This is a genomic window from Pseudomonas fluorescens (genome assembly GCF_902497895.1).
Classification (GTDB): domain Bacteria; phylum Pseudomonadota; class Gammaproteobacteria; order Pseudomonadales; family Pseudomonadaceae; genus Aquipseudomonas; species Aquipseudomonas fluorescens_BP.
In genome coordinates this window covers 79,014-104,596 of the sequence record NZ_CABVHQ010000002.1, presented here as the reverse complement: position 1 = coordinate 104,596, position 25,583 = coordinate 79,014, and the positions used below count along the sequence as shown (strand labels likewise).

At 59.9% G+C, this 25,583-nt stretch carries 19 protein-coding genes; 13 read left to right on the top strand and 6 right to left on the bottom strand.

The window, feature by feature from the left end; genetic code table 11:
• Window positions 1-15: 15 nt before the first annotated feature.
• The gene (rplI, locus tag F8N21_RS01550) at window positions 16-462 is read left to right on the top strand and encodes a 50S ribosomal protein L9 (RefSeq protein ID WP_150640432.1); all 447 of its coding nucleotides are present in this window, start codon (window positions 16-18) and stop codon (window positions 460-462) included.
• A 122-nt stretch (window positions 463-584) separates the two neighbouring features.
• Window positions 585-1,979, top strand: coding sequence for a replicative DNA helicase (dnaB, locus tag F8N21_RS01545; RefSeq protein WP_150640431.1), 1,395 nt, complete (start codon window positions 585-587; stop codon window positions 1,977-1,979).
• Window positions 1,980-2,039: 60 nt separating this feature from the next.
• Here the strand turns inward: dnaB and F8N21_RS01540 are convergent, their stop codons facing one another.
• Window positions 2,040-2,522: a hypothetical protein gene (locus F8N21_RS01540; protein WP_150640430.1), complete on the bottom strand. Its 483-nt coding sequence runs from the start codon at window positions 2,520-2,522 to the stop codon at window positions 2,040-2,042.
• 341 nt (window positions 2,523-2,863) lie between these two features.
• On the opposite strand from F8N21_RS01540, the gene F8N21_RS01535 reads away from it, so the two are divergent.
• The 4 genes from F8N21_RS01535 (at window position 2,864) to F8N21_RS01520 (ending at window position 12,217) form a co-directional block, all read left to right on the top strand.
• Window positions 2,864-5,167, top strand: coding sequence for a YgiQ family radical SAM protein (locus F8N21_RS01535; RefSeq protein ID WP_150640429.1), 2,304 nt, complete (start codon window positions 2,864-2,866; stop codon window positions 5,165-5,167).
• A 306-nt stretch (window positions 5,168-5,473) separates the two neighbouring features.
• Window positions 5,474-8,749: a DUF2126 domain-containing protein gene (locus F8N21_RS01530; RefSeq protein WP_150640428.1), complete on the top strand. Its 3,276-nt coding sequence runs from the start codon at window positions 5,474-5,476 to the stop codon at window positions 8,747-8,749.
• Window positions 8,750-8,837: 88 nt separating this feature from the next.
• Window positions 8,838-11,324, top strand: a complete 2,487-nt coding sequence (locus F8N21_RS01525) for a circularly permuted type 2 ATP-grasp protein (protein ID WP_150640427.1) — start codon at window positions 8,838-8,840, stop codon at window positions 11,322-11,324.
• Window positions 11,324-12,217 carry a transglutaminase family protein gene (locus F8N21_RS01520; protein WP_150640426.1) on the top strand — a complete coding sequence of 298 codons (894 nt, stop codon included), beginning with the start codon at window positions 11,324-11,326 and terminating at the stop codon, window positions 12,215-12,217. Before F8N21_RS01525 ends, F8N21_RS01520 begins: the two co-directional genes overlap by 1 nt.
• Window positions 12,218-12,499: 282 nt before the next feature.
• On the opposite strand, the gene F8N21_RS01515 is transcribed toward F8N21_RS01520, so the two are convergent.
• From F8N21_RS01515 to F8N21_RS01495, 5 genes are all read right to left on the bottom strand, one after another.
• On the bottom strand, window positions 12,500-12,688 hold the full coding sequence (locus F8N21_RS01515) for a hypothetical protein (RefSeq protein ID WP_150640425.1): 189 nt from the start codon (window positions 12,686-12,688) through the stop codon (window positions 12,500-12,502).
• A gap of 67 nt (window positions 12,689-12,755) precedes the next feature.
• Window positions 12,756-13,343, bottom strand: a complete 588-nt coding sequence (locus F8N21_RS01510; protein WP_150640424.1) for a TIGR00730 family Rossman fold protein — start codon at window positions 13,341-13,343, stop codon at window positions 12,756-12,758.
• 90 nt (window positions 13,344-13,433) lie between these two features.
• Window positions 13,434-14,261 (bottom strand): ammonia-dependent NAD(+) synthetase, encoded by an 828-nt coding sequence (nadE, locus tag F8N21_RS01505; RefSeq protein ID WP_150640423.1) that lies wholly within the window; start codon window positions 14,259-14,261, stop codon window positions 13,434-13,436.
• A gap of 3 nt (window positions 14,262-14,264) precedes the next feature.
• Entirely contained in the window at window positions 14,265-15,491 is a 1,227-nt protein-coding gene (pncB, locus tag F8N21_RS01500; RefSeq protein ID WP_150640422.1) for a nicotinate phosphoribosyltransferase, read from the bottom strand.
• Between the two features lie 376 nt (window positions 15,492-15,867).
• Complete coding sequence (locus tag F8N21_RS01495; protein WP_150640421.1) at window positions 15,868-16,773, bottom strand: LysR family transcriptional regulator; 906 nt, start codon at window positions 16,771-16,773, stop codon at window positions 15,868-15,870.
• A 176-nt stretch (window positions 16,774-16,949) separates the two neighbouring features.
• On the opposite strand from F8N21_RS01495, the gene F8N21_RS01490 reads away from it, so the two are divergent.
• From F8N21_RS01490 to F8N21_RS01460, 7 genes are all read left to right on the top strand, one after another.
• Window positions 16,950-18,440 carry an aldehyde dehydrogenase family protein gene (locus F8N21_RS01490; protein ID WP_150640420.1) on the top strand — a complete coding sequence of 497 codons (1,491 nt, stop codon included), beginning with the start codon at window positions 16,950-16,952 and terminating at the stop codon, window positions 18,438-18,440.
• A 175-nt stretch (window positions 18,441-18,615) separates the two neighbouring features.
• A complete protein-coding gene (locus tag F8N21_RS01485) occupies window positions 18,616-19,899 on the top strand; it encodes an NAD(P)/FAD-dependent oxidoreductase (protein WP_150640419.1) in 1,284 nt (427 codons plus the stop codon).
• A 365-nt stretch (window positions 19,900-20,264) separates the two neighbouring features.
• A complete protein-coding gene (locus tag F8N21_RS01480; RefSeq protein WP_150640418.1) occupies window positions 20,265-21,401 on the top strand; it encodes an ABC transporter substrate-binding protein in 1,137 nt (378 codons plus the stop codon).
• A 169-nt stretch (window positions 21,402-21,570) separates the two neighbouring features.
• Window positions 21,571-22,485, top strand: a complete 915-nt coding sequence (locus tag F8N21_RS01475) for an ABC transporter permease subunit (RefSeq protein ID WP_150640417.1) — start codon at window positions 21,571-21,573, stop codon at window positions 22,483-22,485.
• 2 nt (window positions 22,486-22,487) lie between these two features.
• Window positions 22,488-23,768 carry a high-affinity branched-chain amino acid ABC transporter permease LivM gene (livM, locus tag F8N21_RS01470; protein WP_150640416.1) on the top strand — a complete coding sequence of 427 codons (1,281 nt, stop codon included), beginning with the start codon at window positions 22,488-22,490 and terminating at the stop codon, window positions 23,766-23,768.
• Window positions 23,765-24,640: an ABC transporter ATP-binding protein gene (locus F8N21_RS01465; RefSeq protein ID WP_150640415.1), complete on the top strand. Its 876-nt coding sequence runs from the start codon at window positions 23,765-23,767 to the stop codon at window positions 24,638-24,640. Before livM ends, F8N21_RS01465 begins: the two co-directional genes overlap by 4 nt.
• Window positions 24,637-25,353, top strand: a complete 717-nt coding sequence (locus tag F8N21_RS01460; protein ID WP_150640414.1) for an ABC transporter ATP-binding protein — start codon at window positions 24,637-24,639, stop codon at window positions 25,351-25,353. Before F8N21_RS01465 ends, F8N21_RS01460 begins: the two co-directional genes overlap by 4 nt.
• Window positions 25,354-25,583 lie beyond the last annotated feature (230 nt).

Genomic DNA, 25,583 nt, shown 5'->3' with positions numbered 1-25,583 from the left:
TAAGAGGATTTTCACATGCAACTGATCCTTCTGGAAAAAGTCACCAACCTGGGCAACCTGGGTGACAAAGTGAACGTTAAGGCTGGTTACGGTCGTAACTACCTGCTGCCTTACGGCAAAGCAACCGCTGCGACCGCTGCCAACCTGGCTGCGTTCGAAGAGCGTCGCGCTGACCTGGAAAAAGCCGCAGCAGATCGTAAAACTTCGGCTGAAAACCGCGCTGCCCAACTGGCTGAGCTGGAAGTGACTATCACTGCCACCGCCGGTGACGAAGGCAAGCTGTTCGGTTCGATCGGTACCCACGACATCGCTGATGCACTGACCGCCTCTGGCGTTGAAGTTGCAAAAAGCGAAGTTCGTCTGCCGAACGGCACTATCCGCAACGTAGGCGAATTCGACGTAGCCGTGCACTTGCACGCCGAAGTTGAAGCCACCGTACGCGTTGTCGTGGTAGCAGCTTAAGCAGCACTTGTCGGTTGGCACCCTCGGGTGCTTGCCGGTAACATCGGGCACGATCCTGTTTACAGGTCGTGCCCTTTGTCTTTCTGCTGATCCTGATTTTTAGACCCTGATTTCAAGTGGCCATGAACGATATCTCCGCTCCTGAGCAATACGATCTGCAAACCGCTGCCCTGAAAGTGCCGCCGCATTCCATCGAGGCCGAACAGGCCGTGCTCGGTGGTCTGATGCTGGACAACAACGCCTGGGAACGCGTGCTCGATCAAGTCTCCGACGGTGATTTTTATCGGCATGACCACCGCCTGATCTTCCGTGCGATCGCCAAACTGGCCGATCAGAACTCGCCGATCGATGTCGTGACCCTTGCCGAGCAATTGGACAAGGAAGGCCAGACCTCGCAAGTCGGTGGCCTCGGTTATCTGGGCGAACTGGCAAAAAACACGCCGTCGGTCGCCAACATCAAGGCCTATGCGCAGATCGTTCGCGAGCGAGCGACCTTGCGGCAACTGATTGGCATCAGCACCGAAATCGCCGACAGCGCCTTCAATCCGGAAGGCCGCTCCGCCGCCGAGATTCTTGACGAAGCCGAACGGCAGATCTTCCAGATCGCCGAAGCACGGCCGAAAACCGGTGGTCCGGTCAGCGTCAACGACCTGTTGACCAAGGCCATCGACCGTATCGACACGCTGTTCAACACCGACAACGCAATTACCGGGCTGTCCACCGGTTACACCGATCTCGACGGGATGACCAGCGGCCTGCAGCCATCGGACTTGATCATCGTCGCTGGTCGTCCGTCCATGGGTAAGACCACCTTTGCCATGAACCTGGTGGAGAATGCCGTACTGCGCAGCGAAAAGGCGGTATTGGTCTACTCGCTGGAGATGCCAGGCGAATCGCTGATCATGCGTATGTTGTCATCGCTGGGTCGGATTGATCAGACCAAGGTCCGTGCCGGTCGCCTTGAAGACGATGACTGGCCGCGCCTGACCTCGGCGGTCAATCTGCTCAACGATCGCAAGCTGTTCATCGATGACACCGCCGGCATCAGCCCGTCGGAGATGCGCGCGCGAACCCGTCGACTGGTGCGTGAGCATGGCGAGGTTGGCCTGATCATGATCGACTACCTGCAATTGATGCAGATCCCCGGCTCCGGCGGCGATAACCGGACCAACGAGATTTCCGAGATCTCCCGCTCGCTGAAAGCCCTGGCCAAGGAATTCAACTGCCCGGTGGTGGCGCTGTCGCAGCTCAACCGGTCCCTGGAGCAGCGTCCGAACAAGCGCCCGATCAACTCCGACTTGCGGGAATCCGGAGCGATCGAGCAGGATGCCGACGTGATCATGTTCGTCTACCGGGACGAGGTGTATCACCCGGAAACCGAGCACAAAGGCATTGCCGAGATCATCATCGGCAAGCAGCGGAACGGTCCGATCGGCACTACTCGCCTGGCGTTCATCGGTAAGTACACCCGCTTCGAAAACCTTGCGCCGGGTAGTTATAATTTCGACGACGAATAAAGTCCATGACGCTGCCGGCACGAATGTTTATCGGCTGGCAGCGATGTGTTTATTGACTGTTTATTGTTTAACGCAAGTTTCTGTCCCGCGCCCACCGGCACCACGGCCATCTTTGGCATTACGTTCGTAGTCGGGCAAATAATAAGATTTGTGCAAGGTAGTTGTGTATTTTCCGTTGGTGTCTTGATCATGGGTAATTAATGCCATGCCAACCCCGCGATCAGTCGGAGCCTCCTGGCTGTCATTGGCAAAATACATGGATAGCGATTGACCTTGTGCCGCCGCGATGCCGGAGTAGGTAGCGGGTGCTCCATCAAGCTCAACTCGTAGCTTGAATCGGTAGGCACCAAAGCTTTGCTCGAAATGGCTGGCTGCCTCATCAAGAGTGAATGTCAGATCACCTTCGAAGTAACCGTCATGGCTGTCGTAACCTGTACATTTATAATTGCCGACTATATGCAAAGGATCGGGTGATTGAGCCATGGCACTGTTACATAGTGAAACAGCTATTAAACCAATCGTTAAAAAACATTTCCTGAACATGTGTTGCTCCTTTAATGTATGCAGATAGAACCAAGTCTCGGCATGTTCTACCTTTTCAAATTGATTACCTCCTTGCAACCCGGTCAAACTCCAAATACTTCACAACTTGTTTCTTGAATTAATTCCTGAACCACACCCTGTGGTTCTGCAGTGACCCTGCGCAACCGCCATGGTCAGAGGCTGGTCGAGGATGAACGAGTGGCCGGGCGGGGGGGTGACAGACCTGATGGTAAAAGCCGACCATTACCGTCGGAATTGGTCAAATTTTGTGCTATATTCCGCGACCGCGAAATTCTCAGTGAATAAACGCGTCCTTATTTACACCAACACCGGTCATCGTCATGCAAACAGCCAAGCCGTTATTTGACTATCCCAAGTACTGGGCCGAATGTTTCGGTCCAGCGCCATTCCTGCCGATGAGCAGGGAGGAGATGGATCAGCTTGGCTGGGATTCCTGCGACATCATCATCGTCACCGGTGATGCCTACGTCGACCATCCATCGTTCGGCATGGCGATCATTGGCCGGCTGCTGGAAGCCCAGGGTTTCCGTGTCGGTATCATCGCGCAGCCGAACTGGCAGTCCAAAGACGACTTCATGAAGCTCGGCGAACCGAACCTGTTCTTCGGCGTCGCGGCCGGCAACATGGATTCGATGATCAACCGCTACACCGCCGACAAGAAAATCCGTTCCGATGACGCCTACACCCCCGGTGGCATGGCTGGCAAACGTCCGGATCGCGCGAGCCTGGTCTACAGCCAGCGCTGCAAGGAAGCCTACAAGAATGTGCCGATCGTCCTCGGTGGCATCGAGGCTTCGCTGCGCCGTATCGCCCACTACGATTACTGGCAGGACCGGGTCCGCAACTCGATCCTGATCGACGCCTGCGCCGACATCCTGCTCTACGGCAACGCCGAGCGCGCGATCGTCGAAGTCGCCCAGCGTCTGTCCTACGGTCACAAGATCGAAGACATCACCGATGTTCGCGGCACCGCGTTCATTCGTCGTGACACGCCGAAAGACTGGTACGAGATCGACTCCACGCGCATCGACCGTCCGGGCAAGATCGACAAGATCATCAACCCGTACGTCAATACGCAAGACACCCAGGCCTGCGCCATCGAGCAGGAGAAGGGGCCGGTCGAAGATCCGCTGGAAGCCAAGGTCGTGCAAATCCTGGCGAGCCCGCGGATGACCCGCGACAAGACCGTGATTCGTCTGCCATCGGCGGAAAAAGTCCGTGGTGACTCCGTGCTTTACGCGCACGCCAACCGGGTGCTGCACCTGGAAACCAACCCGGGCAACGCCCGTGCGCTGGTGCAGAAACACGGCGAGGTGGACGTCTGGTTCAACCCGCCACCCATCCCGATGACCACCGAAGAAATGGACTACGTGTTCGGCATGCCTTACACGCGGGTTCCGCACCCGGTGTACGGTAAGGAAAAGATTCCTGCCTACGAGATGATCCGCTTCTCGATCAACATCATGCGTGGCTGCTTTGGTGGCTGTACTTTCTGCTCGATCACCGAGCACGAAGGGCGAATCATCCAGAACCGCTCCGAAGAGTCGATCATTCGCGAAATCGAAGAGATCCGCGACAAGGTCCCAGGCTTTACCGGGGTCATTTCCGACCTCGGCGGCCCGACCGCGAACATGTACCGCATCGCCTGCAAGACCCCGGAAATCGAATCCGCATGCCGCAAGCCTTCGTGCGTATTCCCCGGCATCTGCCCGAACCTGAACACCGACCACTCGTCGCTGATCCAGCTCTATCGAAGTGCCCGTGCACTCCCGGGTATAAAGAAGATCCTGATTGCCTCCGGCCTGCGCTACGACCTCGCGGTCGAGTCGCCGGAGTACGTCAAGGAACTGGTGACCCACCACGTCGGCGGTTACCTGAAGATCGCCCCGGAACACACCGAGGAAGGTCCGCTCAATCAGATGATGAAGCCGGGCATCGGCAGCTATGACAAGTTCAAGCGGATGTTCGAGAAGTACACCAAGGAAGCCGGCAAAGAGCAGTACCTGATTCCGTACTTCATCGCCGCGCATCCGGGCACTACCGACGAAGACATGATGAACCTGGCCCTCTGGCTCAAGGGCAATGGCTTCCGCGCCGACCAGGTGCAAGCGTTCTACCCGTCACCGATGGCCACCGCCACCGCGATGTACCACTCGGGCAAGAACCCGCTGCGCAAGGTCAGCTACAAGAGCGACAGCGTGACCATCGTCAAGAGCGAGGAACAGCGCCGTCTGCACAAGGCATTCTTGCGCTACCACGACCCGAAAGGCTGGCCGATGCTGCGTGAAGCATTGACCCGCATGGGCCGTGCCGACCTGATCGGGCCGGGCAAGAACCAGTTGATCCCGCTGCATCAGCCGGCGACCGACAGCTATCAGAGCGCCCGTCGCAAGAACTCGACGCCGGCCGGCAGCCATAAAGTGGCCCAGGAAAAGACTACGAAGATCCTGACCCAGCACACTGGCCTGCCACCGCGTGCCAGCGATGGCGGCAATCCATGGGACAAGCGTGAACAAGCCAAGGCCGCGGCGTTCGCCCGCAACAAGCAGGCAGCCAAGGAGCGCTTGGACGCCGCCAAGGGCAAAGGCAAGAAGCCTGAGCGCAAGCCGGTTGTGCCGCGTTAAGCGTCACCTGCTCTGAACAGAACGCCAACCTTCGGGTTGGCGTTTTGCATTTTGCCAAAAGATCAAAAGATCGCAGCCTGCGGCAGCTCCTACGGGTGTACGCCATATCAATGTAGGAGCTGCCGAAGGCTGCGATCTTTTCAGGGGCGCTCGCCACATTTGCGTGCAACCCTCCCAAAGCAAAATCCCGCGTCGCCCGATTTTGGTGCTGTACTGCCTCAGGCAAAGGAAGAAAGCCCCCGACTTACCTGAATGGCATAAGTCTTGCGCCGCTTTCGAAACGCCCAGGCTCGCAGGAGGCACGCCGTGTCGATCCATGTCGCATTGCACCATGTCACCCATTACCGTTACGACCGTGCGGTCGAACTCGGCCCGCAGATCGTTCGCCTGCGTCCGGCGGCCCACAGTCGCACGCGGATTCTGTCCTATGCGCTGAAGGTTCTGCCCGAGCAGCATTTCACCAACTGGCAGCAAGATCCCCAGGGCAATTACCTGGCGCGACTGGTGTTCCCGGAAAAAACCGATGAGCTACGGATCGAGGTCGATCTATTGGCCGAGATGGCCGTGTTCAATCCGTTCGATTTCTTCCTTGAACCCTACGCGCAAAAGATTCCTTTCACCTACGCCGCTGACGAACAACGCGAGCTGGCACCGTATCTGGAAACGCTGGCGCTCACGCCGAAGTTCAAGGCCTACCTCGAGGGCATCGACCGTACGCCGCTGCCCAGCGTCGATTTTCTGGTGGCGCTGAATCAGCGCCTGAGCGACGACATCGGCTATCTGATCCGCATGGAACCCGGTGTCCAGCCCCCCGAGCACACCCTGGAAAATGCCTCGGGTTCCTGTCGCGACTCGGCCTGGTTGCTGGTGCAACTGCTGCGCAACCTCGGCCTGGCAGCGCGTTTTGTCTCCGGTTACCTGATTCAACTGACTGCCGACGTCAAAGCCCTCGACGGGCCGTCCGGCACCGAGGTGGACTTCACCGACCTGCATGCCTGGTGCGAGGTGTACTTGCCCGGTGCTGGCTGGATCGGTCTGGACGCCACTTCCGGGCTGTTTGCCGGTGAAGGACATATCCCGTTGGCCTGTAGCCCCGATCCGTCTTCTGCGGCGCCGATCAGTGGGTTGGTCGAACCCTGCGAGTGTGAATTTACCCACGAAATGTCGGTGGAAAGGATTTGGGAAGCCCCGCGGGTGACCAAGCCCTACACCGAAGACCAATGGCTGGCGATTCAGACCCTGGGACGGCAGATCGATGCCGACCTGCTCGAAGGCGATGTGCGCTTGACCATGGGCGGCGAGCCGACCTTCGTCTCTATCGACGACCCGGATGGCGCCGAGTGGAACACCGCCGCATTGGGCCCGGCCAAGCGCAAGCTGTCCGCCGAGCTGTTCCAGCGCATGCGCAAGCACTACGCGCCCAAGGGCCTGGTGCATTTCGGCCAGGGCAAGTGGTACCCCGGTGAGCAACTGCCACGCTGGTCGCTCAATCTCTACTGGCGCCGCGACGGTGTGCCGATCTGGCACAACAGCGCGCTGATTGCCGATGAACAGCAAGACTATGGCGCCGATGGTGAACTGGCCGGACGTTTTCTGGCGAGTGTGGCCGAGCGCTTGAAACTGCCGACACGCTTTGTGTTTCCGGCCTACGAAGACAATTTCTATTACCTCTGGCGTGAAGGGGCCTTGCCGCTGAACGTCAGTGCCGAAGACTCACGTCTGGGCGACGAACTCGAACGGGCGCGCCTGCATAAAGTCTTCAGCCAGGGCCTGGACAAGGTCATCGGCCAGGTCCTGCCGCTGGCGCGTACCGCCAAGGGCGATCAATGGCAGAGCGGTCGCTGGTACTTGCGGGAGAACCATTGCCGCCTGGTGCCGGGCGATTCGCCGCTGGGTTATCGCTTGCCGCTGGCTTCGCAGCCCTGGGTGACGGCGGCGGAATATCCGTTCGTGCATCCCACCGATCCGAATCAGGACTTGCCAGAGTTACCCGATACCGCGCAGCTGCGGGCCCACGGCGATCCCGCCGAGGCTGTCGAGCGCACGCCGCAACTCGATGAGTCCGCCGATTGGCTGACCCGCAGCGCCTTTTGCGCCGAGGCGCGGGAAGGGCGACTGTATCTGTTCATGCCACCGCTGGAGCGGGTTGAAGACTATCTGGAGCTGGTCAGCGCCATCGAAGCCACCGCCGAGGAGCTGCATTGCCCGGTATTGCTGGAAGGCTATGAACCGCCGAGCGATCCGCGCCTGCGCAACTTGCGTATTACCCCGGATCCGGGGGTGATCGAGGTCAATGTGCAGCCGTCCGCCAGCTGGGACGAACTGGTGGAGCGCACCGAGTTTCTCTACGAGGAGGCGCGACAGACGCGGCTGACCACCGAGAAATTCATGATCGACGGCCGCCACACCGGCACCGGTGGCGGTAACCATTTCGTACTGGGTGGCGCGACACCGGCCGACTCGCCGTTTCTGCGTCGCCCGGACTTGCTGCGCAGCCTGATCAGTTACTGGCATAACCACCCATCGCTGTCCTACCTGTTCTCCGGATTATTCATCGGCCCGACCTCCCAGGCGCCGCGGGTGGACGAAGCGCGCAACGATGCCTTGTATGAACTGGAGATCGCCTTTGCGCAGATGCCCGATCCTGGGGAAGAGTGTCCGCCATGGCGGGTGGACCGTTTGCTGCGCAATCTGCTGATCGACGTGACCGGCAATACCCACCGCGCCGAGTTCTGCATCGACAAATTGTATTCGCCCGATGGCGCGACCGGTCGCCTTGGGCTGCTGGAGCTGCGCGCCTTTGAAATGCCGCCTCATGCGCGCATGAGTCTCGCCCAGCAACTGCTGTTGCGGGCGCTGGTGGCGCGGTTCTGGCGCGAGCCATACGCGCCGGCCAAGCTGGCACGTTGGGGCACCGAACTGCATGACCGCTTCCTGCTGCCGCACTTTATCGAACAGGACTTCGCCGACGTGATCGTCGACCTGAACGCCGCAGGTTATGCCGTGCGCGCTGAATGGTTCGCCGCGCATCTGGAGTTCCGTTTTCCGAAGGTTGGTGATTACGCTGTCAGTGGCATCGAGCTGGAACTGCGCCAGGCCCTCGAACCCTGGCATGTCCTGGGTGAAGAGGGCACGGCCGGAGGCACGGTGCGCTATGTCGACTCGTCCCTGGAGCGCTTGCAGGTCAAGCTGACCGGCCTGCCACCACAGCGCTATGTGCTGACCTGCAATGGCATCCCGGTGCCGCTGCAACCGACCGGGCGGGTCGGCGAATTTGTCGCTGGCGTGCGGTTTCGCGCCTGGCAGCCGGCAAATTGCCTGCAACCGACCATCCCGGTGCATGCACCGTTGGTGTTCGACCTGCTCGATACCTGGATGCAGCGCTCGCTGGGTGGCTGTCAGTACCATGTTGCCCATCCGGGCGGGCGCAATTACGACAGCTTGCCGGTGAACGCCAACGAAGCCGAGAGTCGGCGTATGGCGCGCTTCTTCCGCCTTGGCCACAGCCCGGGGATCTTGGCGGTGCCGACCCTGACGATCAACGACGAGCTGGCGATGACACTCGATTTGCGACGTTTCTAAATCAGACACGACGCTCGGATTTTTCGCATATCCGGGCGTCAGCCGTCTGCGCTAATCTGCCTTTCACTTGCTGTCTGCCGAGCTCTCCATGCCTGATCTGCTTGACCGCTACCCGCTGACGGCGGGCACTTATCATGAATTGCTCGACGCCAGCGGCGCGGTACGCCCGCACTGGCGTCGGCTGTTCGAGCAATTGCAACGCAGCACCTCGGCGCAGCTGGTTCAGCGTCAGGCGCTGCTGGCCCGGCAGATTCAGGAAAACGGCGTGACCTACAACGTCTACGCTGACCCCAAGGGCGCCGATCGTCCATGGGAGCTGGATTTGCTGCCCCATGTGATTGCCGCCGCTGAGTGGCAGCAGCTGACCGCCGGGATTGCCCAGCGCGCACGCTTGCTCAATGCGCTATTGGCGGATCTGTATGGCCCGCAGCGATTGATCGCTGAAGGGTTGCTGCCGGCCGAACTGGTATTCGGTCACAACAACTTCCTCTGGCCTTGTCAGGGCATTGCGCCGCCTGACGGGACCTTCCTCCATCTGTACGCTGTGGACCTGGCGCGCACTCCCGACGGGCGCTGGTGGGTAACCGCCGACCGGACTCAGGCGCCGTCCGGTGCCGGGTATGCGCTGGAAAACCGCACCATCGTTTCGCGCGCCTTTCCCGAGCTGTACCGCGATCTGAAAGTGCAGCACCTGGCCGGGTTCTTCCGCACCCTGCAGGAAACCCTGGCCCGCCAGGCACCGAGTGATGACGAAGCGCCGTTGGTGGTGCTGCTGACGCCGGGGCGTTTCAACGAGAGCTACTTCGAGCATTTGTACCTGGCGCGTCAGCTCGGTTATCCACTGGTCGAGGGCGCAGATCTGACCGTGCGCGATGCCACGGTCTACCTGAAGACCCTGAGCGGTCTGCGTCGGGTGCACGCCATCATGCGCCGGCTCGACGACGATTTCTGCGACCCGCTGGAGCTGCGCACCGACTCGGCCCTGGGTGTGCCGGGTCTGCTCGAGGCGGTGCGCCGAGGCCGGGTGCTGGTGGCCAATGCCTTGGGCAGTGGGGTGCTCGAGTCGCCGGGGTTGCTGGGGTTTCTGCCGCGGATCAATCAATTCCTGTTCGGTGAAGAACTGCTCCTGCCGTCCATCGCCACCTGGTGGTGCGGTGAAGCGCCGGTGCTGGCCCAGGCACTGGAAAAGCTTCCGGAACTGCTGATCAAACCGGCCTTTCCCTCACAGAGTTTTGCCCCGGTATTGGGGCGTGACCTGAATGACGAACAGCGTCGGGCCTTGGCCGAGCGCATGCAGGCCCGGCCCTATGCCTACGTCGCGCAGGAGTTGGCGCAGTTGTCCCAGGCGCCGATCTGGCAGGCCGAAGACGGTCAGTTGCAACCGCGAGCGATCGGCATGCGGGTCTATGCGGTGGCCAGTGCCGAAGGCTATCGGGTGCTGCCCGGTGGCTTGACCCGGGTCGCGGCCGAAGCCGACGCCGAGGTGGTATCGATGCAGCGCGGCGGCGCGAGCAAGGACACCTGGGTGCTGGGCGAGTGCGCGCCGAGTGGCGAGCAATGGAAGGCCCGGCGGGTCATCGGCGTACAGGACCTGGTAAGACGCGATCCGTACCTGCCTTCGCGGGTGGTGGAAAACCTGTTCTGGTTCGGCCGTTATTGCGAGCGCTGTGACGACAGTGCCCGGCTGCTGCGAATCATGCTGGCGCGGTATGTCGATGGAGATGATCCGCAGGCGCTGCAGGCAGCGGTCGATCTCGGTGAGAGCCTGATGCTGCTGCCGCAGGAGGGGCAATTGCCTGAGCGGCTGCTGGCGGCGTTGCTCGGTGACGACTGGTCCTTCAGTCTGCGTTCCAATCTGCAGCGTTTGCAGTGGGCGGCCTCCCAGGTACGCGGCAAACTCTCGCGGGAGAATTGGCAGGCGTTGGTGGAACTGCAACGCGAAGCCCTGGAGCTGGAAACCGCAGAGCCGGACTTCGGCGAGCTGCTGGATTTTCTCAACCGCCTGGTAATGTCGCTGGCGGCGTTGTCCGGGTTTGCCCTGGACGACATGACCCGCGACGAAGGCTGGCGCTTCTTGATGATCGGTCGGCGGCTGGAGCGGCTGCAGTTCCTTGGCAGCAGCCTCGCGGCGTTCTTGCGCGGCGCTGCGGCGTTCGATCAGGCCGGGCTGGAATGGTTGCTGGAGCTGGGTAACAGCAGCATCACCTACCGCTCGCGCTACCTGGCGGTGGCGCAGTTGATTCCGGTGCTCGATCTGTTGCTGCTCGATGAGCAGAACCCCCATGCGGTGCTGTTCCAGCTGAAACTGGTGAATCGCACCCTCAAGCGCTTGAACGATGATTTTGGTGTGTCGCGCGAAGTTGGCCTGCCCAGGTTGGTAGAACGCCTGGCATGCTTCGATCTTCGATGCCTGGAGAATCCGCTGTTCGGCGAGGCCGGTGTGCGCGCCGCCCTGGATGGCCTGGCGGACCTGCTGCAGGAAGTCGCCGAGGCCAGCGGGCAAGTGTCCGACCGCCTGGCGCTACGGCATTTCGCTCATGTCGATGATGTCAGCCAACAAACGGTGTCCGTCTGATGAGCGCCCAGTACCAGATTCTTCACGATACCCACTATCACTACGACAGCCCGGTGTCGCTGGCCCAGCAGCTTGCGCACCTGTGGCCGCGGCCTTGTGCCTGGCAGCGCTGCACTGAGCAGCAACTGCTGATCAGCCCGGAGCCGACTTCGCGCCGCGATGAGCTGGATGTGTTTGGTAACCCGCTGACCCGCCTGGCCTTCGAGCGGCCCCACGACGAACTGCGGGTCAACGCCCGACTCCGGGTCGAAGTACTGGCCAGGCCCACGCTGAATTTCAAACAGTCACTGGCCTGGGACATGACCCGCAGCGCGCTGACTTACAGCCGCCAGCCGGTTGCCTCGGCGTTGCTGGAAGCCTGCCGCTATCGCTTCGAATCGCCTTACGTGCACTTGAAGAGCAGCTTCGTCGAGTTCTCCGAGAGTTGCTTTCCCCTCGGTCGGCCGTTGTTGCTGGGGGTCCAGGCCTTGATGGAGAAAATCTTCAGCGAGTTTACCTTCGATGCCGAGGCGACCCAGGTGGCCACGCCACTGGTGGAGGTGCTGGAGCGTCGACGCGGGGTGTGCCAGGACTTTGCCCACCTGATGCTCGCCTGCCTGCGTTCTCGTGGGCTGGCGGCACGTTATGTCAGCGGCTATCTGCTGACCCAGCCACCACCGGGCCAGCCGCGGCTAATCGGGGCTGACGCATCCCATGCCTGGGTTTCAGTGTTCTGCCCGGTGCTGGGCTGGGTCGATTTCGACCCGACCAATAACGTGCAGCCAGCGCTGGAACACATCACCCTGGCCTGGGGCCGGGACTTTTCCGATGTTTCGCCACTGCGTGGGGTGATTCTGGGGGGCGGGAGTCATGATCCGGAGGTGCGGGTGACGGTGATGCCGTTGGATGAATGACGTTGGCCGGGACTAGTGGTGCCTGTGCAGCCGTCTTCGCGGGCAAGCCACCTCCCACAAGGATGGTGCAATACCTGTGGGAGCGTGGCTTGCCCGCGATCGACTGCGCAGCAGTCGCAAAACCGGTGAATGCGTTATGCCTGACAAAATGCGATTGCAGATTTCAGGGCCGCTGCGCGCCCCAACGGGGGCAAGCCCCCTCGCCACAAGGGCCAGCAGCATAACTGCTGACCCTGGACACAGATCCGGTGGGCCTGATCAGATCATCCGGCCCGGAGGGTCTCAGGCGTCAGGCGCCTGATCTTTCGGTGCTTCAACATCATCGGCAACCACTTCACCTTCAGCATCCGGGTTCAGGGCGGCGGCTTCTTCTTCAGCTGTAGCTTTCTTGCGTTGAAGCTTTTCCTCTTTCTTCTGCTCTTTAGCCAAGTCTCTCTGACGTTTGGCGAACGAGTAATTAGGTTTAGCCATGGGCGATCCTCTGGGGTCGAAGGTGAGGTTGAGCGGCGCGTATTCTGCCTTAAACAGGGCTCAAGGGTTAGCTGGGTTTTTGCCCGGCCCATTTTGGCGGTACCGAGGGTTTCCAGGCATCCAGCGCATCGAGCAATAGTTGCGGCGATTCGCTCACTTGCAGCATGGCACGGTGGTGGTCGCGAACGAAGCCTTCACCGACGACATGATCAAGAAAACCGGTAAGTTTCTGGTAAAAGTCATTCACTTCCAACAGACCCAGCGGTTTGCCGTGGTAGCCGAGTTGGCCCCAGGTCCAGACTTCGAACAGTTCTTCCAGAGTGCCCAAGCCACCGGGCAGGGCGATAAAAGCGTCGCTCAGCTCAGCCATGCGGGCCTTGCGCGCATGCATGCCATCGACCACTTCCAGGCGGGTCAGGCCTTCATGGCCGATTTCCGAGCTCTTCAGGCTTTGGGGGATGATCCCGATCACTTCGCCGCCCGCCGCCAGCGCGGCATCAGCGACGATTCCCATCAAGCCGACCGCGCCGCCGCCATAGACCAGGGTCAGCTTGCGCCTGGCCAGTTCCTGCCCCAAGGCAATCGCCGCTTCACGGTAAGCCGGATTGGTGCCAGTACTGGCACCACAAAATACACAAACTGACGTTAAAGACATGCCTTACTCCGTGGTCAATGACGATTCAGAGTAATGGCTGATCACCAGCTCTCCAAGGATTAAACCTTGTCGTTTGTTCCCGGCCGCTCGCTACGGCGCGAACGGCATCACGCGCTTGTGATGGGTTTTCTTGTAGGTGTCGCAGATGATCTTGAAAGCTTCTTCACGCACCGGTTGGCCGTGCAGGAACGCATCAATCTCGGCATAGGTCACGCCGTGGGAGGCTTCATCCGGTTTGCCCGGGGACAGATCTTCAAGGTCGGCAGTCGGGATTTTTTCCACCAGCGACTCCGGGGCACCAAAATGCCGAGCGATGGCCCGAACCTGATTCTTCACCAGCCCGCTCAACGGCGCCAGATCGCAGGCGCCGTCGCCGAACTTGGTGAAGAAGCCCATCACCGCTTCCGCCGCGTGGTCGGTGCCGATCACCAGGCCCTGCGCAGCGCCGGCAATGGTGTACTGCGCAACCATACGCATCCGCGCCTTGGTGTTGCCCAACACGAAATCCACCGATACCGCATGCTTGCCTTCGAAGGCTGCGACTTCATTGGCCAGCGATTTGACCGCAGGGCCAATGTTGACGGTGTGGCGCTCGTCCGGGGCGATGAAGTCCACTGACGCCTGGGCCTCGTGCTCATCGAACTGGGTCTCGTACGGCAAGCGCACGGCGATGAACTTGTAGGCGGCGTCACCCGTGCGATCGCGCAACTCGCGCATGGCGCGCTGGGCCAGCAGGCCGGCGGTCAGGGAGTCGACCCCACCACTGATGCCCAGCACCAGGGTTTTAAGCCCCGAGTACAGCAGGCAATCCTGGATAAAGCTGATCCGCCGGGCGATTTCCGCCTCAAGGGCGGCCTGATCGGTAAAGGGCGGTTGGACCTTGAGCTGTTCAGCAATCTCACGCTGTACGGCTTGCATGATTCACTCCTTGCTTGATTTGCCAGATAGGGCGGCAGGTACTTTGAAAACGTGGCGTAAATAGGCGACAAAATTCGGATCCGTGCAATGGGTCTTGCCCGGCTCATCGGAAATCTTGGCGACGGGTTCACCATCGCAGGCGGTCATTTTAAGCACGATACTCATCGGCTCGACACCGGGAATATCGCATGTCAGGTTGGTGCCGATCCCGAAGCTGACATTGATCCGACCGCGCAGCGCCCGAAAAATCTCCAGGGACTTAGGCAGCGTCAGGCTGTCGGAGAACACCAGGGTCTTGCTCATCGGCTCGATGCCCAGCTTGTGGTAGTGGGCGATGGCCTTTTCGGCCCAGAGGATCGGGTCGCCGGAGTCGTGGCGCAGGCCGTCGAACAGCTTGGCGAAGTACAGATCGAAATCGCTGAGAAAGGCATCGGTGGTGATGCAGTCGGTCAGGGCGATACCCAGCAGGCCGCGATATTCACGGACCCAGCAGTCAAGCGCAGCGATCTGGCTATCGACCAGCCGTGGGCCGAGTTGCTGGTGGGCCATGATCCATTCATGGGCCATGGTGCCCAGCGGCTTCATATCCAGTTCACGAGACAGATGCACATTGCTGGTGCCGACGAATCGCCCCGGGAAATCGTGCTTGAGCACGTTGACTACTTCTTCCTGGACCCGATACGAGAAGCGTCGACGGGTACCGAAGTCGGCGACCTGCAGATGCGCCAGTTCATCGGCGCTGGCGTTGGCCGTCAGCCAGTCAAACTTGCGATAGAGCTGCTCGCGGGCCTGCTCCATGACAATTTCGCGGTAGCGATAACGGTTGCGCACTTCGCTGACGATCGCCAGCAGCGGCACTTCGAAGAGAATGATATGCAGCCACGGACCGCGCAGGCGGATGAACAGTTCGCCGTTTTCAATGCCGGTATGGACGTAGCGCAGATTGAAGCGGAACAAGCCGAGAAAACGCAGGAAATCCGGCTTCAGGAAGCTGATGTGTTCCAGAAAGCTCAATTGATCAGCGCTCAGGCTCAAGTCGGCCAGGCGCTCGATCTGAAAGCGGATCTGCGCCAGATACGGACGCAAATCCTCACTGTTACGGCAGCGGAACTCCCATTCGACTTCAACGTTGGGGTAGTTGTGCAGCACCGCCTGCATCATGGTCAGCTTGTAGAAGTCGGTGTCGAGCAGGTTCTGCACGATGCGATCGGCAAACACACTCTCGCTCATAACGGGAATCTCCAGGCTGGTCGCCGCTTGGGCCGCGACATCTCAGCTGTTTCAATGAAGGGGCTAGTGGCGCATATCAGCGGTCTGCTTTGCCAGTGTTTTTTTGGATTATGGGCCTGGCGCAATGCGAACCGTAGCAGCTGCCGAAGGCTGCGTCCGGGCTCATGTAGCAGCTGCCGAGCCCGGCGAGGCTGCGTTCGGCTGCGCAGCAGTCGTAAATCCTGAATGCACGGTTTGTCTGGAATACCGCGGTGGCTGATTTTACGACTGCTGCGCAGCCGAACGCAGCCTCGCCAGCTCGGCAGCTGCTACGCGAGCCGAACGCAGCCTCGCAAGCTCGGCAGCTGCTACGGAGGGGGCGCCAGAAATTTCTTGATCAAGGCACCGCCGGGCCATCCACCTGCTCCAGCATCCACTTCACAAAGTCCCGCACCTTGGGCACTTCCGCCGAATGCTCCGGGTAGGCCAGGTAATAGGCGTCGCTGCTGGGCATCGCGTGTTGCCACGGGATCACCAGTTTGCCGTCGGCCAGTTCTTCTTCCACCAGGAATCGCGGTAACAGCGCTACGCCGCAACCGACCTGGGCGGCGCGGATGCACATGTAAAAGGTTTCGAAACGCGGACCGTGATAACTGTGCTCGGTCTGGTAGCCCTGGCTGTCGAACCAGTCGTGCCAGGCTTGCGGGCGGGAGGCATTTTGCAGCAGCACCAGTTCGCTGAGTTGCGTCGGATCGGTGAAAGGCGTCTGCGGCAAGCTGCCCGGGGCACACACAGGCACCAGCTCTTCGCCGAACAACTTCAGGCTCTCGGTGCCGGGGCGCGAACCCTGGCCGAAGTAGAACGCCAGATCGCTGCGCCCTTGCAGCAGGTCGTCGGCTTCCTGTTCGTTGCACAGGTCCAGGTGGATATGCGGATGGCGCAGGCGCCAGCCCTTGAGCCGCGGTACCAGCCAGCGTGCGCCGAAGGTCGACGGCGTCGAGACTCGCAGGACTTCGGTTTCGCCACCGTAGGAGCGCAAGTAGTGGGTCGACATCTCGACCTGGGTGAGGATTTTGCGCACCTCGACCAGGTACAGATCACCGGCCGGGGTCATCTGCAGGCGTCGGCGAACTCGACGGAACAGCAGGTGCTGCAACAATTCCTCAAGCTGCGCGACCTGTTTGCTGACGGCGCTTTGGGTCAGGTTCAGCTCTTCGGCGGCGCGGGTGAAGCTCAAGTGACGGGTAACCGCCTCGAAACACTGGAGTGCGGTGATCGATGGCAGGTGGCGTTTATTCAGCATGGGTGATCCCTTGTTCTTGTCTCAGCGCTGCGATGCCGACGCAGCATGAATAAACGGAATGATATCTCGCCTAAAGGTCGTTTGTTGACAAGTCTCGGGCCGGCTACAACTAGAGGTCTGAATAGTCGCGGTTGCGGGCTACGAAATTTCTGTTTTTCATGTTTGAGGAGTGACCCATGGTTGCCGCATTGCTTGATCGTCTTGGTGTGAACCCGGCGCTGTACCAGAACGGTAAACAGCCTGTGCACTCGCCGATTGACGGCAGTCGTATTGCCGCCGTGAACTGGGAAGGCGCCGCCGAAGTCGAGCAGCAGGTCAGTCGCGCAGAGCATGCGTTCGAACTCTGGCGCAAGGTTCCGGCACCGCGTCGTGGCGAGCTGGTGCGCCAGTTGGGCGATATTCTGCGCGAATACAAGGCCGACCTCGGCGAATTGGTGTCTTGGGAAGCCGGCAAGATTACTCAGGAAGGTCTGGGTGAAGTGCAGGAGATGATCGACATTTGCGACTTCGCCGTCGGCCTGTCTCGTCAACTGTACGGTCTGACCATCGCTTCCGAGCGTCCTGGTCACCATATGCGTGAAACCTGGCATCCGCTGGGGGTAGTCGGGGTGATCAGTGCGTTCAACTTCCCGGTCGCGGTCTGGGCCTGGAACACTACGCTGGCGCTGGTCTGCGGCAACGCAGTGATCTGGAAACCGTCGGAGAAAACCCCGCTGACCGCACTGGCCTGCCAGGCGCTGTTCGAGCGCGTGCTGAAGAACTTCAGCGATGCGCCGCAGTACCTCAGCCAAGTGATCATCGGTGGTCGTGATGCCGGTGAAGCCCTGGTTGACGATCCGCGTGTGGCCTTGATCAGCGCCACGGGCAGTACCCGCATGGGCCGCGAAGTGGCGCCGAAAATCGCCGCACGTTTCGCCCGCAGCATTCTTGAATTGGGCGGCAACAACGCGATGATCCTCGGCCCAAGCGCCGACCTCGACATGGCGGTGCGGGCGATTCTGTTCAGCGCGGTCGGTACCGCCGGTCAGCGTTGCACCAGCTTGCGTCGCTTGATTGCTCATGAATCGGTCAAGGAAGAGATCGTCACCCGCCTCAAAGCGGCTTACTCCAAAGTGCGCATCGGTCATCCGCTGGAAGGCAATCTGGTCGGTCCACTCATCGACAAGCACAGCTTCGAGAACATGCAGGACGCGCTGGAACAGGCCCTGAGCGAAGGCGGCCGGGTGTTCGGCGGCAAGCGTCAGCTGAAAGACCAATTCCCCAACGCCTATTACGTGTCGCCGGCCATCGTCGAGATGCCGGAGCAGAGCGATGTGGTCTGCACTGAAACCTTCGCGCCGATTCTGTACGTGGTGGGTTACACGGATTTCGCCGACGCACTGCGTCTGAACAACGCTGTGCCACAAGGCCTGTCGTCGTGCATCTTCACCACGGACGTGCGTGAGGCCGAGCAGTTCATGTCGGCGGTGGGCAGTGACTGCGGGATCGCCAACGTCAACATCGGCCCGAGCGGTGCGGAAATCGGCGGCGCCTTTGGTGGCGAGAAAGAAACAGGTGGCGGTCGCGAGTCCGGTTCCGATGCATGGCGCGGTTATATGCGTCGCCAGACCAATACCGTTAACTACTCGTTGGAGTTGCCGTTGGCGCAGGGCATCACGTTCGACTGATGGAATGTCGGTGCGCCTGAAAAGATCGCAGCCTGCGGCAGCTCCTACGGGGATTTGCGCACGGCTGCGGTTTTGCAGGTGCCCCCGGTCGGCGTAGGAGCTGCCGCAGGCTGCGATCTTTTTGGCGGCTCTTACACAATGAGGGTTGGTTAGGTTTCATTTTTGGAGTCTGGCAATGCCGTTACGCGAAGAATGTCTGTGGGAAAAACTGACGCCGCAAAGGCCTGACAACGCGGTACTTCAAGGCGGGCTGACGGTGGATGTCTGCGTGATCGGCGCCGGCATCACTGGGCTATCGACGGCGATTCATTTGCTTGAGCAAGGCAAACGGGTCTGTGTACTCGAAGCCCATCGCACGGGCCATGGTGGCTCCGGACGCAATGTCGGACTGGTGAATGCCGGGATGTGGATTCCCCCGGACGAGATCGAAGCCGGTTTCGGCAAAACGGTCGGCAGCCAGCTCAATCGGATGCTTGGCGCCGCGCCATCCTTGGTGTTCAGCCTGATCGACAAATACCACATCGATTGCCAGTTGCGTCGCGAGGGCACCTTGCACATGGCTCACAACGGCCGTGGCGAAGCCGACCTGCGCAGTCGGGAAGAACAATGGAAGCGTCGCGGTGCCCCGGTGGAGTTGTTGACCGGGGCTGCCTGCGAAGCCGCAACCGGTACCAAAAAGATCGCCGCCGCGTTGCTCGACCGGCGTGCCGGCACCTTGAACCCGATGGCCTATACCTGCGGTCTGGCCAAGGCGGCTGTGGGTTTGGGCGGTCAGTTGTTCGACCATTCGCCGGTCACCCAGCTGGAACGTCAGGGTCAGCGCTGGTCGGTGCAGACGGCACAGGGTTCGGTGCTGGCCGAACAAGTGGTGATTGCTTCCAATGCCTATACCGAAGGCGAGTGGACCGAACTGCGGCGCAACTTCTTTCCCGGTTATTACTATCAGGTGGCTTCAAAGCCGCTGACCGAAGACGCTGCGCAACAGATTCTCCCCGGTGGCCAGGGCTCCTGGGACACCCGTCAGGTCCTGAGCAGCATTCGTCGGGATGCCGATGGGCGCTTGCTGCTCGGCAGCTTGGGTAATGGCACTCAGAAGCCGGCCTGGTTCTTGAAGTCCTGGGCCGACCGGGTCCAGCAACATTACTTCCCGTACCTCAAACCGGTGGAATGGGAATACACCTGGACCGGTTGTATTGCCTTTACCCCTGATCATTTGATGCGCCTGTTCGAACCCGCGCCCGGCCTGGTGGCAGTCACCGGCTATAACGGCCGCGGCGTGACCACTGGCAGCGTAGTCGGCAAAGCCTTCGCCGATTACCTGTGTAACGGAAATCCTCAGGCCTTGCCGATTCCCTTCGCACCCATGCAACCATTGGCCGGGGTGGGGCTGCGCAGCTGTTTGTACGAGGCAGGCTTCTCTCTGTATCACGCGGGCCAGTGCTTGCGGATCGTTATCTAATTGTCGAAAAGTGTTGCTGAATGCTGCGGTTTTCAGCGAAGCGACTAGCCTGTAGTGGTGCGGGTTTGTAGCAGTCTCGCACCAGCAGTGTGCACTTCGGTGACGCATGCTGTTACAGGCAGGTTGCACGTGTTTCAGTGTCACGGTTGCAATGATGGCACTTTATGGTTGCGCCTTTTTAGAAATACGGTTTTACCTTCCGCGGTTTAGACGGTTGCACGCTCAATGAAAATGGGCTCAAAACAGTCGATAAAACAATAACAGAGCGACTTTTTTCAGAATAAAAAACCAATGGCACGGCCCTTGCTCTGAGCATTCAGTGAAGTCGCAGTGCCAACTAAAAAAGAACCATGGAGCATCACCTCATGTCCCAGACGTTTTACAAGAAAGGCTTTCTGGCCCTCGCAGTGTCAGCTGCGTTGGGTGTTTCTGCGTTTGCTCAGGCTGACATCAAGTTCGGGGTAGCGGGACCAATGACCGGTGCCAACGCATCGTTCGGCGAGCAGTACATGAGAGGAGCACAAGCAGCGGCGGACGAGATCAATGCCAAGGGCGGCGTCAACGGCGAGAAAATCGTGTTGGTGAAAGGCGATGACGCTTGCGAGCCGAAACAGGCTGTGGCTGTGGCCAACCGCATGGTTGACCAGGACAAGGTGGCGGGCGTGGTCGGGCACTTCTGCTCATCCTCGACCATTCCGGCTTCCGAGGTGTACAGCGATGCCGGCGTGATCGCGATCACCCCAGGCTCCACTAACCCGGCAGTGACCGAACGTGGCCTGAGCGCCATGTTCCGTATGTGCGGGCGTGACGATCAGCAGGGCATCGTTGCCGGCGACTACATCGTCGACGTGCTCAAGGGCAAGAAAGTCGCGGTACTGCACGACAAGGACACCTACGGCCAGGGCCTGGCGGATGCCACCAAGGCACAGCTGACCAAGCGCGGCGTGACCCCGGTGCTGTACGAAGGCCTGACCCGTGGTGAAAAAGACTTCAGCGCCGTGGTTACCAAGATCCGCGCCGCTGGTGCCGACATCGTCTACTTCGGTGGCCTGCACCCGGAAGCCGGCCCGCTGGTTCGCCAACTGCGCGAACAAGGTCTGAAAGACGTCAAGTTCATGTCCGATGACGGCATCGTTACTGACGAGCTGGTGACCACCGCTGGCGGTCCTCAGTACGTCGACGGTGTTTACATGACCTTCGGCGCCGATCCGCGGATGCTCCCAGAGAGCAAGGCTGTTGTAGAGCAATTCCGCAAGTCGGGTTACGAGCCTGAGGGTTACACCCTGTACGCCTACGCTTCAGTCCAGACACTGGCCGCAGGCTTCACCGGTGCCAAATCCACCAAGGGCGAAGACGCGGCCAAATGGCTGAAAGCCAATGCGGTCAAAACCGTGATGGGCGAGAAGACCTGGGACGCCAAAGGCGACCTGAAGGTTTCCGACTACGTGGTTTACCAGTGGGACAAGGACGGCAAATACCACCAGCTGGAAAAACAGAAGTGACATGAACCTCTGATCTGGCCGACGCCTCGGTGTCGGCCAGACGCAAAGCGTGTCCGTGCAGTACCTGTCTTTTCTCGTAGAGCTGCACAAGTGTGTGTTGCCGGGTGGTTGAACCCCAAGCCGTCGCAGCAAGTGTTTGTGCAGTCTCTCAAGTGTGTGAGATTGCGTTATGGATGGTATTTTCCTGCAGCAACTGATCAATGGACTGACCCTCGGGTCCGTCTATGGTCTGATCGCCATCGGCTACACAATGGTCTATGGCATCATTGGCATGATCAACTTCGCCCACGGCGAGGTTTACATGATTTCCGCTTACCTCGCGGCAATCAGTCTGGCTCTGCTGGCCTACTTCGGTATCGAATCCTTTCCGCTACTCATTCTCGGAACCCTGGTGTTCACCGTCGTCGTGACGGGGATCTACGGCTGGGTCATCGAGCGTGTCGCTTATAAACCGCTGCGCAACTCCACCCGCCTGGCGCCGCTGATCAGCGCTATCGGCATCTCGCTGATCCTGCAGAACTACGCGCAGATCAGTCAGGGTGCAAAACAACAGGGTGTGCCGACGCTGCTTGCCGGTGCGCTGAAAGTCGACATCGGCACTGGTTTCGTCCAGCTCACCTACACCAAGATCTTCATTCTGATCGCAGCATTTGCCGGGATGGCGGTGCTGACCTACATCATCAAGTACACCAAGCTCGGCCGTATGTGCCGCGCCACCCAGCAAGATCGCAAGATGGCCTCGATCCTGGGGATCAACACCGACCGGGTGATTTCCTACGTGTTTATCATCGGTGCAGCCATGGCGGCCCTGGCCGGTGTGCTGATCACCATGAACTACGGCACGTTCGACTTCTATGCCGGGTTCGTCATCGGCATCAAGGCGTTCACCGCGGCGGTACTGGGTGGGATCGGTTCGCTGCCCGGGGCCATGCTCGGCGGGATCATTCTCGGGATCTCCGAGTCGCTGTTCTCCGGTCTGATCAACTCTGACTACAAAGACGTGTTCAGTTTCTCGCTGCTGGTGCTGATCCTGATCTTCCGTCCTCAAGGCCTGCTGGGTCGCCCACTTGTGGCGAAGGTGTAAGTATGTCTGCTGCCAAAAAACCGATTGATATCAAAAAAAGTGTAATTGACGCCATTCTGGCCGGGCTGATCTCGCTGATCGTGTTCGGGCCGATTGTCGGCGTGGTGCTCGACGGCTACGGCTTCGACCTCCAGCCGGCGCGCGTTGGCTGGCTGGTGGCGATCGTCATGATCGGGCGCTTCGCCATGAGCTTGTTCATGCAAACCCCCAAAGGTTTGAAAGTCCTCCATGGCTTCGAAAGCACGGGATCAGGCGTGCATGTGCTGGCGCCGGACTACAAGTCACGTTTGCGCTGGATCATTCCGGCGCTGATCGTGATCGCCATCGTGTTTCCGTTCTTTGCCAACAAGTACATTCTGACCGTGGTCATTCTCGGGCTGATCTACGTGTTGCTCGGCCTTGGACTGAACATCGTGGTCGGTCTGGCCGGCCTGCTCGATCTGGGTTATGTGGCGTTCTATGCCATCGGTGCCTATGGCCTGGCGTTAGGTTATCAATACCTCGGACTGGGGTTCTGGACAGTGTTGCCATTGTCGGCCCTCGCGGCGGGGCTCGCGGGATGTCTACTCGGCTTCCCGGTCTTGCGAATGCATGGGGACTACCTGGCTATCGTGACCCTGGGTTTCGGCGAGATCATTCGTCTGATCCTCAACAACTGGCTGTCCTTTACTGGCGGACCGAACGGCATGCCGGTGCCGTCGCCAACCTTTTTCGGCCTGGAGTTCGGACGCCGGGCCAAGGAAGGCGGGGTGCCGTTCCATGAGTTCTTCGGCCTCGAATACAACCCCAACATCAAGTTCCTGTTCATCTACATCGTGTTGTTCCTGGTAGTGTTACTGGTGCTCTATATCAAGCATCGCCTGACCCGCATGCCGGTCGGCCGGGCCTGGGAAGCCCTGCGTGAAGACGAAATCGCCTGTCGCTCGATGGGCCTGAACCATGTGCTGGTCAAGCTATCGGCCTTCACCATCGGCGCTTCCACGGCCGGTCTGGCGGGGGTGTTTTTCGCCAGCTATCAAGGCTTCGTCAACCCGTCATCATTTACCTTCTTCGAGTCCGCGCTGATCCTTGCCATCGTGGTACTGGGCGGCATGGGTTCGACGGTCGGCGTGGTGATCGCCGCGTTCGTGCTCACGGTCGCGCCGGAATTGCTGCGCGCCTTCTCCGAATATCGGGTGCTGCTATTCGGCGTACTGATGGTGGTGATGATGATCTGGCGACCACGGGGCCTGATCCGGATCAGCCGTACCGGGGTGACCCCACGTAAAGGAGTGGCGCCATGAACGATGAAGTCATTCTCTCGGTCGAGAACCTGATGATGCACTTCGGCGGTATCAAAGCCCTGAGTGACGTCAGCCTGCAGGTCAAACGCAACTCGATCTTCGCCCTGATCGGCCCCAACGGCGCCGGCAAGACCACGGTGTTCAACTGCCTGACCGGCTTCTACAAAGCCTCCGGTGGCAAGATTGAACTCAATACCCGTGGCGAGCCTATCAACGTCATCAAAATGCTTGGCGAGCCCTTTCACGCGACCGATTTCGTTTCGCCGAGAAGCTTCGCCAGCCGGCTGTTCTACAAGATGTTTGGTGGTACTCACTTGATCAACCGCGCCGGGCTGGCGCGGACGTTCCAGAACATTCGGCTGTTCAAGGAAATGTCGGTCATCGAGAACCTGCTGGTGGCCCAGCACATGTGGGTCAACCGCAACCTGCTGTCCGGCATTCTCAACACCAAGGGCTACCGCAAGGCTGAAAGCGATGCGCTGGATCATGCGTTCTACTGGCTGGAAGTGGTGAATCTGGTGGACTGCGCCAACCGTCTGGCCGGTGAATTGTCCTACGGCCAGCAACGGCGCCTGGAAATCGCCCGGGCCATGTGCACCCGGCCCAAGCTTATCTGTCTCGACGAACCGGCCGCCGGCCTCAACCCTCAAGAAACCGAAGCGCTGAGCGCGATGATCCGGCTGCTGCGCGATGAGCATGACCTGACCGTGGTGCTGATCGAACACGACATGGGCATGGTAATGAGCATTTCCGACCACATTGTGGTGCTGGACCACGGTAACGTGATTGCCGAGGGCGACCCTGAAGCGATCCGCCACGATCCGAAGGTGATTGCTGCCTACCTGGGCGCTGACGAAGAGGAGCTGGTATGAGTCAACCGATCCTCGAACTGAAAGAGATCGATGTGTTCTACGGGCCGATCCAGGCCCTGAAGAAGGTCTCGCTGCACATCAATGAAGGGGAAACTGTCGCCCTGATCGGCTCCAACGGGGCCGGCAAGTCGACGCTGCTGATGTCGATTTTCGGTCAGCCAAGGGCTGAGGATGGGCAGATCATCTACCAGGGAGTCGACATTACCCACAAGTCATCTCATTACATCGCCTCCAACGGCATCGCTCAATCGCCGGAAGGACGGCGGGTATTCCCCGACATGACGGTCGAGGAAAACCTGCTGATGGGCACCATTCCGATCGGTGACAAGTACGCCGCCGAGGACATGCAGCGCATGTTCGAGCTGTTCCCACGGCTCAAGGAGCGGCGTACTCAGCGAGCCATGACCATGTCCGGTGGCGAGCAGCAGATGCTCGCCATCGCTCGTGCACTCATGAGCCGACCCAAGCTGTTGTTGCTCGACGAACCGAGCCTTGGGCTGGCACCGATCGTGGTGAAACAGATCTTCGCCACCTTGCGCGAGCTGGCAGCGACCGGTATGACGATCTTTCTGGTGGAGCAGAACGCCAACCATGCGCTCAAGTTGTCGGATCGGGCATACGTGATGGTCAACGGCGAAATCCGCTTGAGCGGCACCGGCAAGGAGCTGCTGGTCAATGAAGAGGTGCGCAACGCGTATCTTGGCGGGCACTAAGCTTTAGTCCGTATAAAAAACGCCTTGACGTATTCCGAGTCAGGGCGTTTTTTTTGTAAATGACGACCAACCGTAGGAGCTGCCGCAGGCTGCGATCTTTTGATCTTGTTTTTGATTTTTCCCTTTATACGGTGGCGCCTTGAAAAGATCGCAGCCTGCGGCAGCTCCTACAGATTTTTCAGGCATACACAGGTGTTTCGGCAAATTGTGGAAAACAAATTTAACAACCT

Coding starts and splice junctions, on each gene's coding strand:
- rplI (WP_150640432.1), top strand. CDS start 16: ATGCAACTGATCCTTCTGGAAAAAGTCACCAACCTGGGCAACCTGGGT.
- dnaB (WP_150640431.1), top strand. CDS start 585: ATGAACGATATCTCCGCTCCTGAGCAATACGATCTGCAAACCGCTGCC.
- F8N21_RS01540 (WP_150640430.1), bottom strand. CDS start 2,522: ATGTTCAGGAAATGTTTTTTAACGATTGGTTTAATAGCTGTTTCACTA.
- F8N21_RS01535 (WP_150640429.1), top strand. CDS start 2,864: ATGCAAACAGCCAAGCCGTTATTTGACTATCCCAAGTACTGGGCCGAA.
- F8N21_RS01525 (WP_150640427.1), top strand. CDS start 8,838: ATGCCTGATCTGCTTGACCGCTACCCGCTGACGGCGGGCACTTATCAT.
- F8N21_RS01520 (WP_150640426.1), top strand. CDS start 11,324: ATGAGCGCCCAGTACCAGATTCTTCACGATACCCACTATCACTACGAC.
- F8N21_RS01515 (WP_150640425.1), bottom strand. CDS start 12,688: ATGGCTAAACCTAATTACTCGTTCGCCAAACGTCAGAGAGACTTGGCT.
- F8N21_RS01510 (WP_150640424.1), bottom strand. CDS start 13,343: ATGTCTTTAACGTCAGTTTGTGTATTTTGTGGTGCCAGTACTGGCACC.
- nadE (WP_150640423.1), bottom strand. CDS start 14,261: ATGCAAGCCGTACAGCGTGAGATTGCTGAACAGCTCAAGGTCCAACCG.
- pncB (WP_150640422.1), bottom strand. CDS start 15,491: ATGAGCGAGAGTGTGTTTGCCGATCGCATCGTGCAGAACCTGCTCGAC.
- F8N21_RS01495 (WP_150640421.1), bottom strand. CDS start 16,773: ATGCTGAATAAACGCCACCTGCCATCGATCACCGCACTCCAGTGTTTC.
- F8N21_RS01490 (WP_150640420.1), top strand. CDS start 16,950: ATGGTTGCCGCATTGCTTGATCGTCTTGGTGTGAACCCGGCGCTGTAC.
- F8N21_RS01485 (WP_150640419.1), top strand. CDS start 18,616: ATGCCGTTACGCGAAGAATGTCTGTGGGAAAAACTGACGCCGCAAAGG.
- F8N21_RS01480 (WP_150640418.1), top strand. CDS start 20,265: ATGTCCCAGACGTTTTACAAGAAAGGCTTTCTGGCCCTCGCAGTGTCA.
- F8N21_RS01475 (WP_150640417.1), top strand. CDS start 21,571: ATGGATGGTATTTTCCTGCAGCAACTGATCAATGGACTGACCCTCGGG.
- livM (WP_150640416.1), top strand. CDS start 22,488: ATGTCTGCTGCCAAAAAACCGATTGATATCAAAAAAAGTGTAATTGAC.
- F8N21_RS01465 (WP_150640415.1), top strand. CDS start 23,765: ATGAACGATGAAGTCATTCTCTCGGTCGAGAACCTGATGATGCACTTC.
- F8N21_RS01460 (WP_150640414.1), top strand. CDS start 24,637: ATGAGTCAACCGATCCTCGAACTGAAAGAGATCGATGTGTTCTACGGG.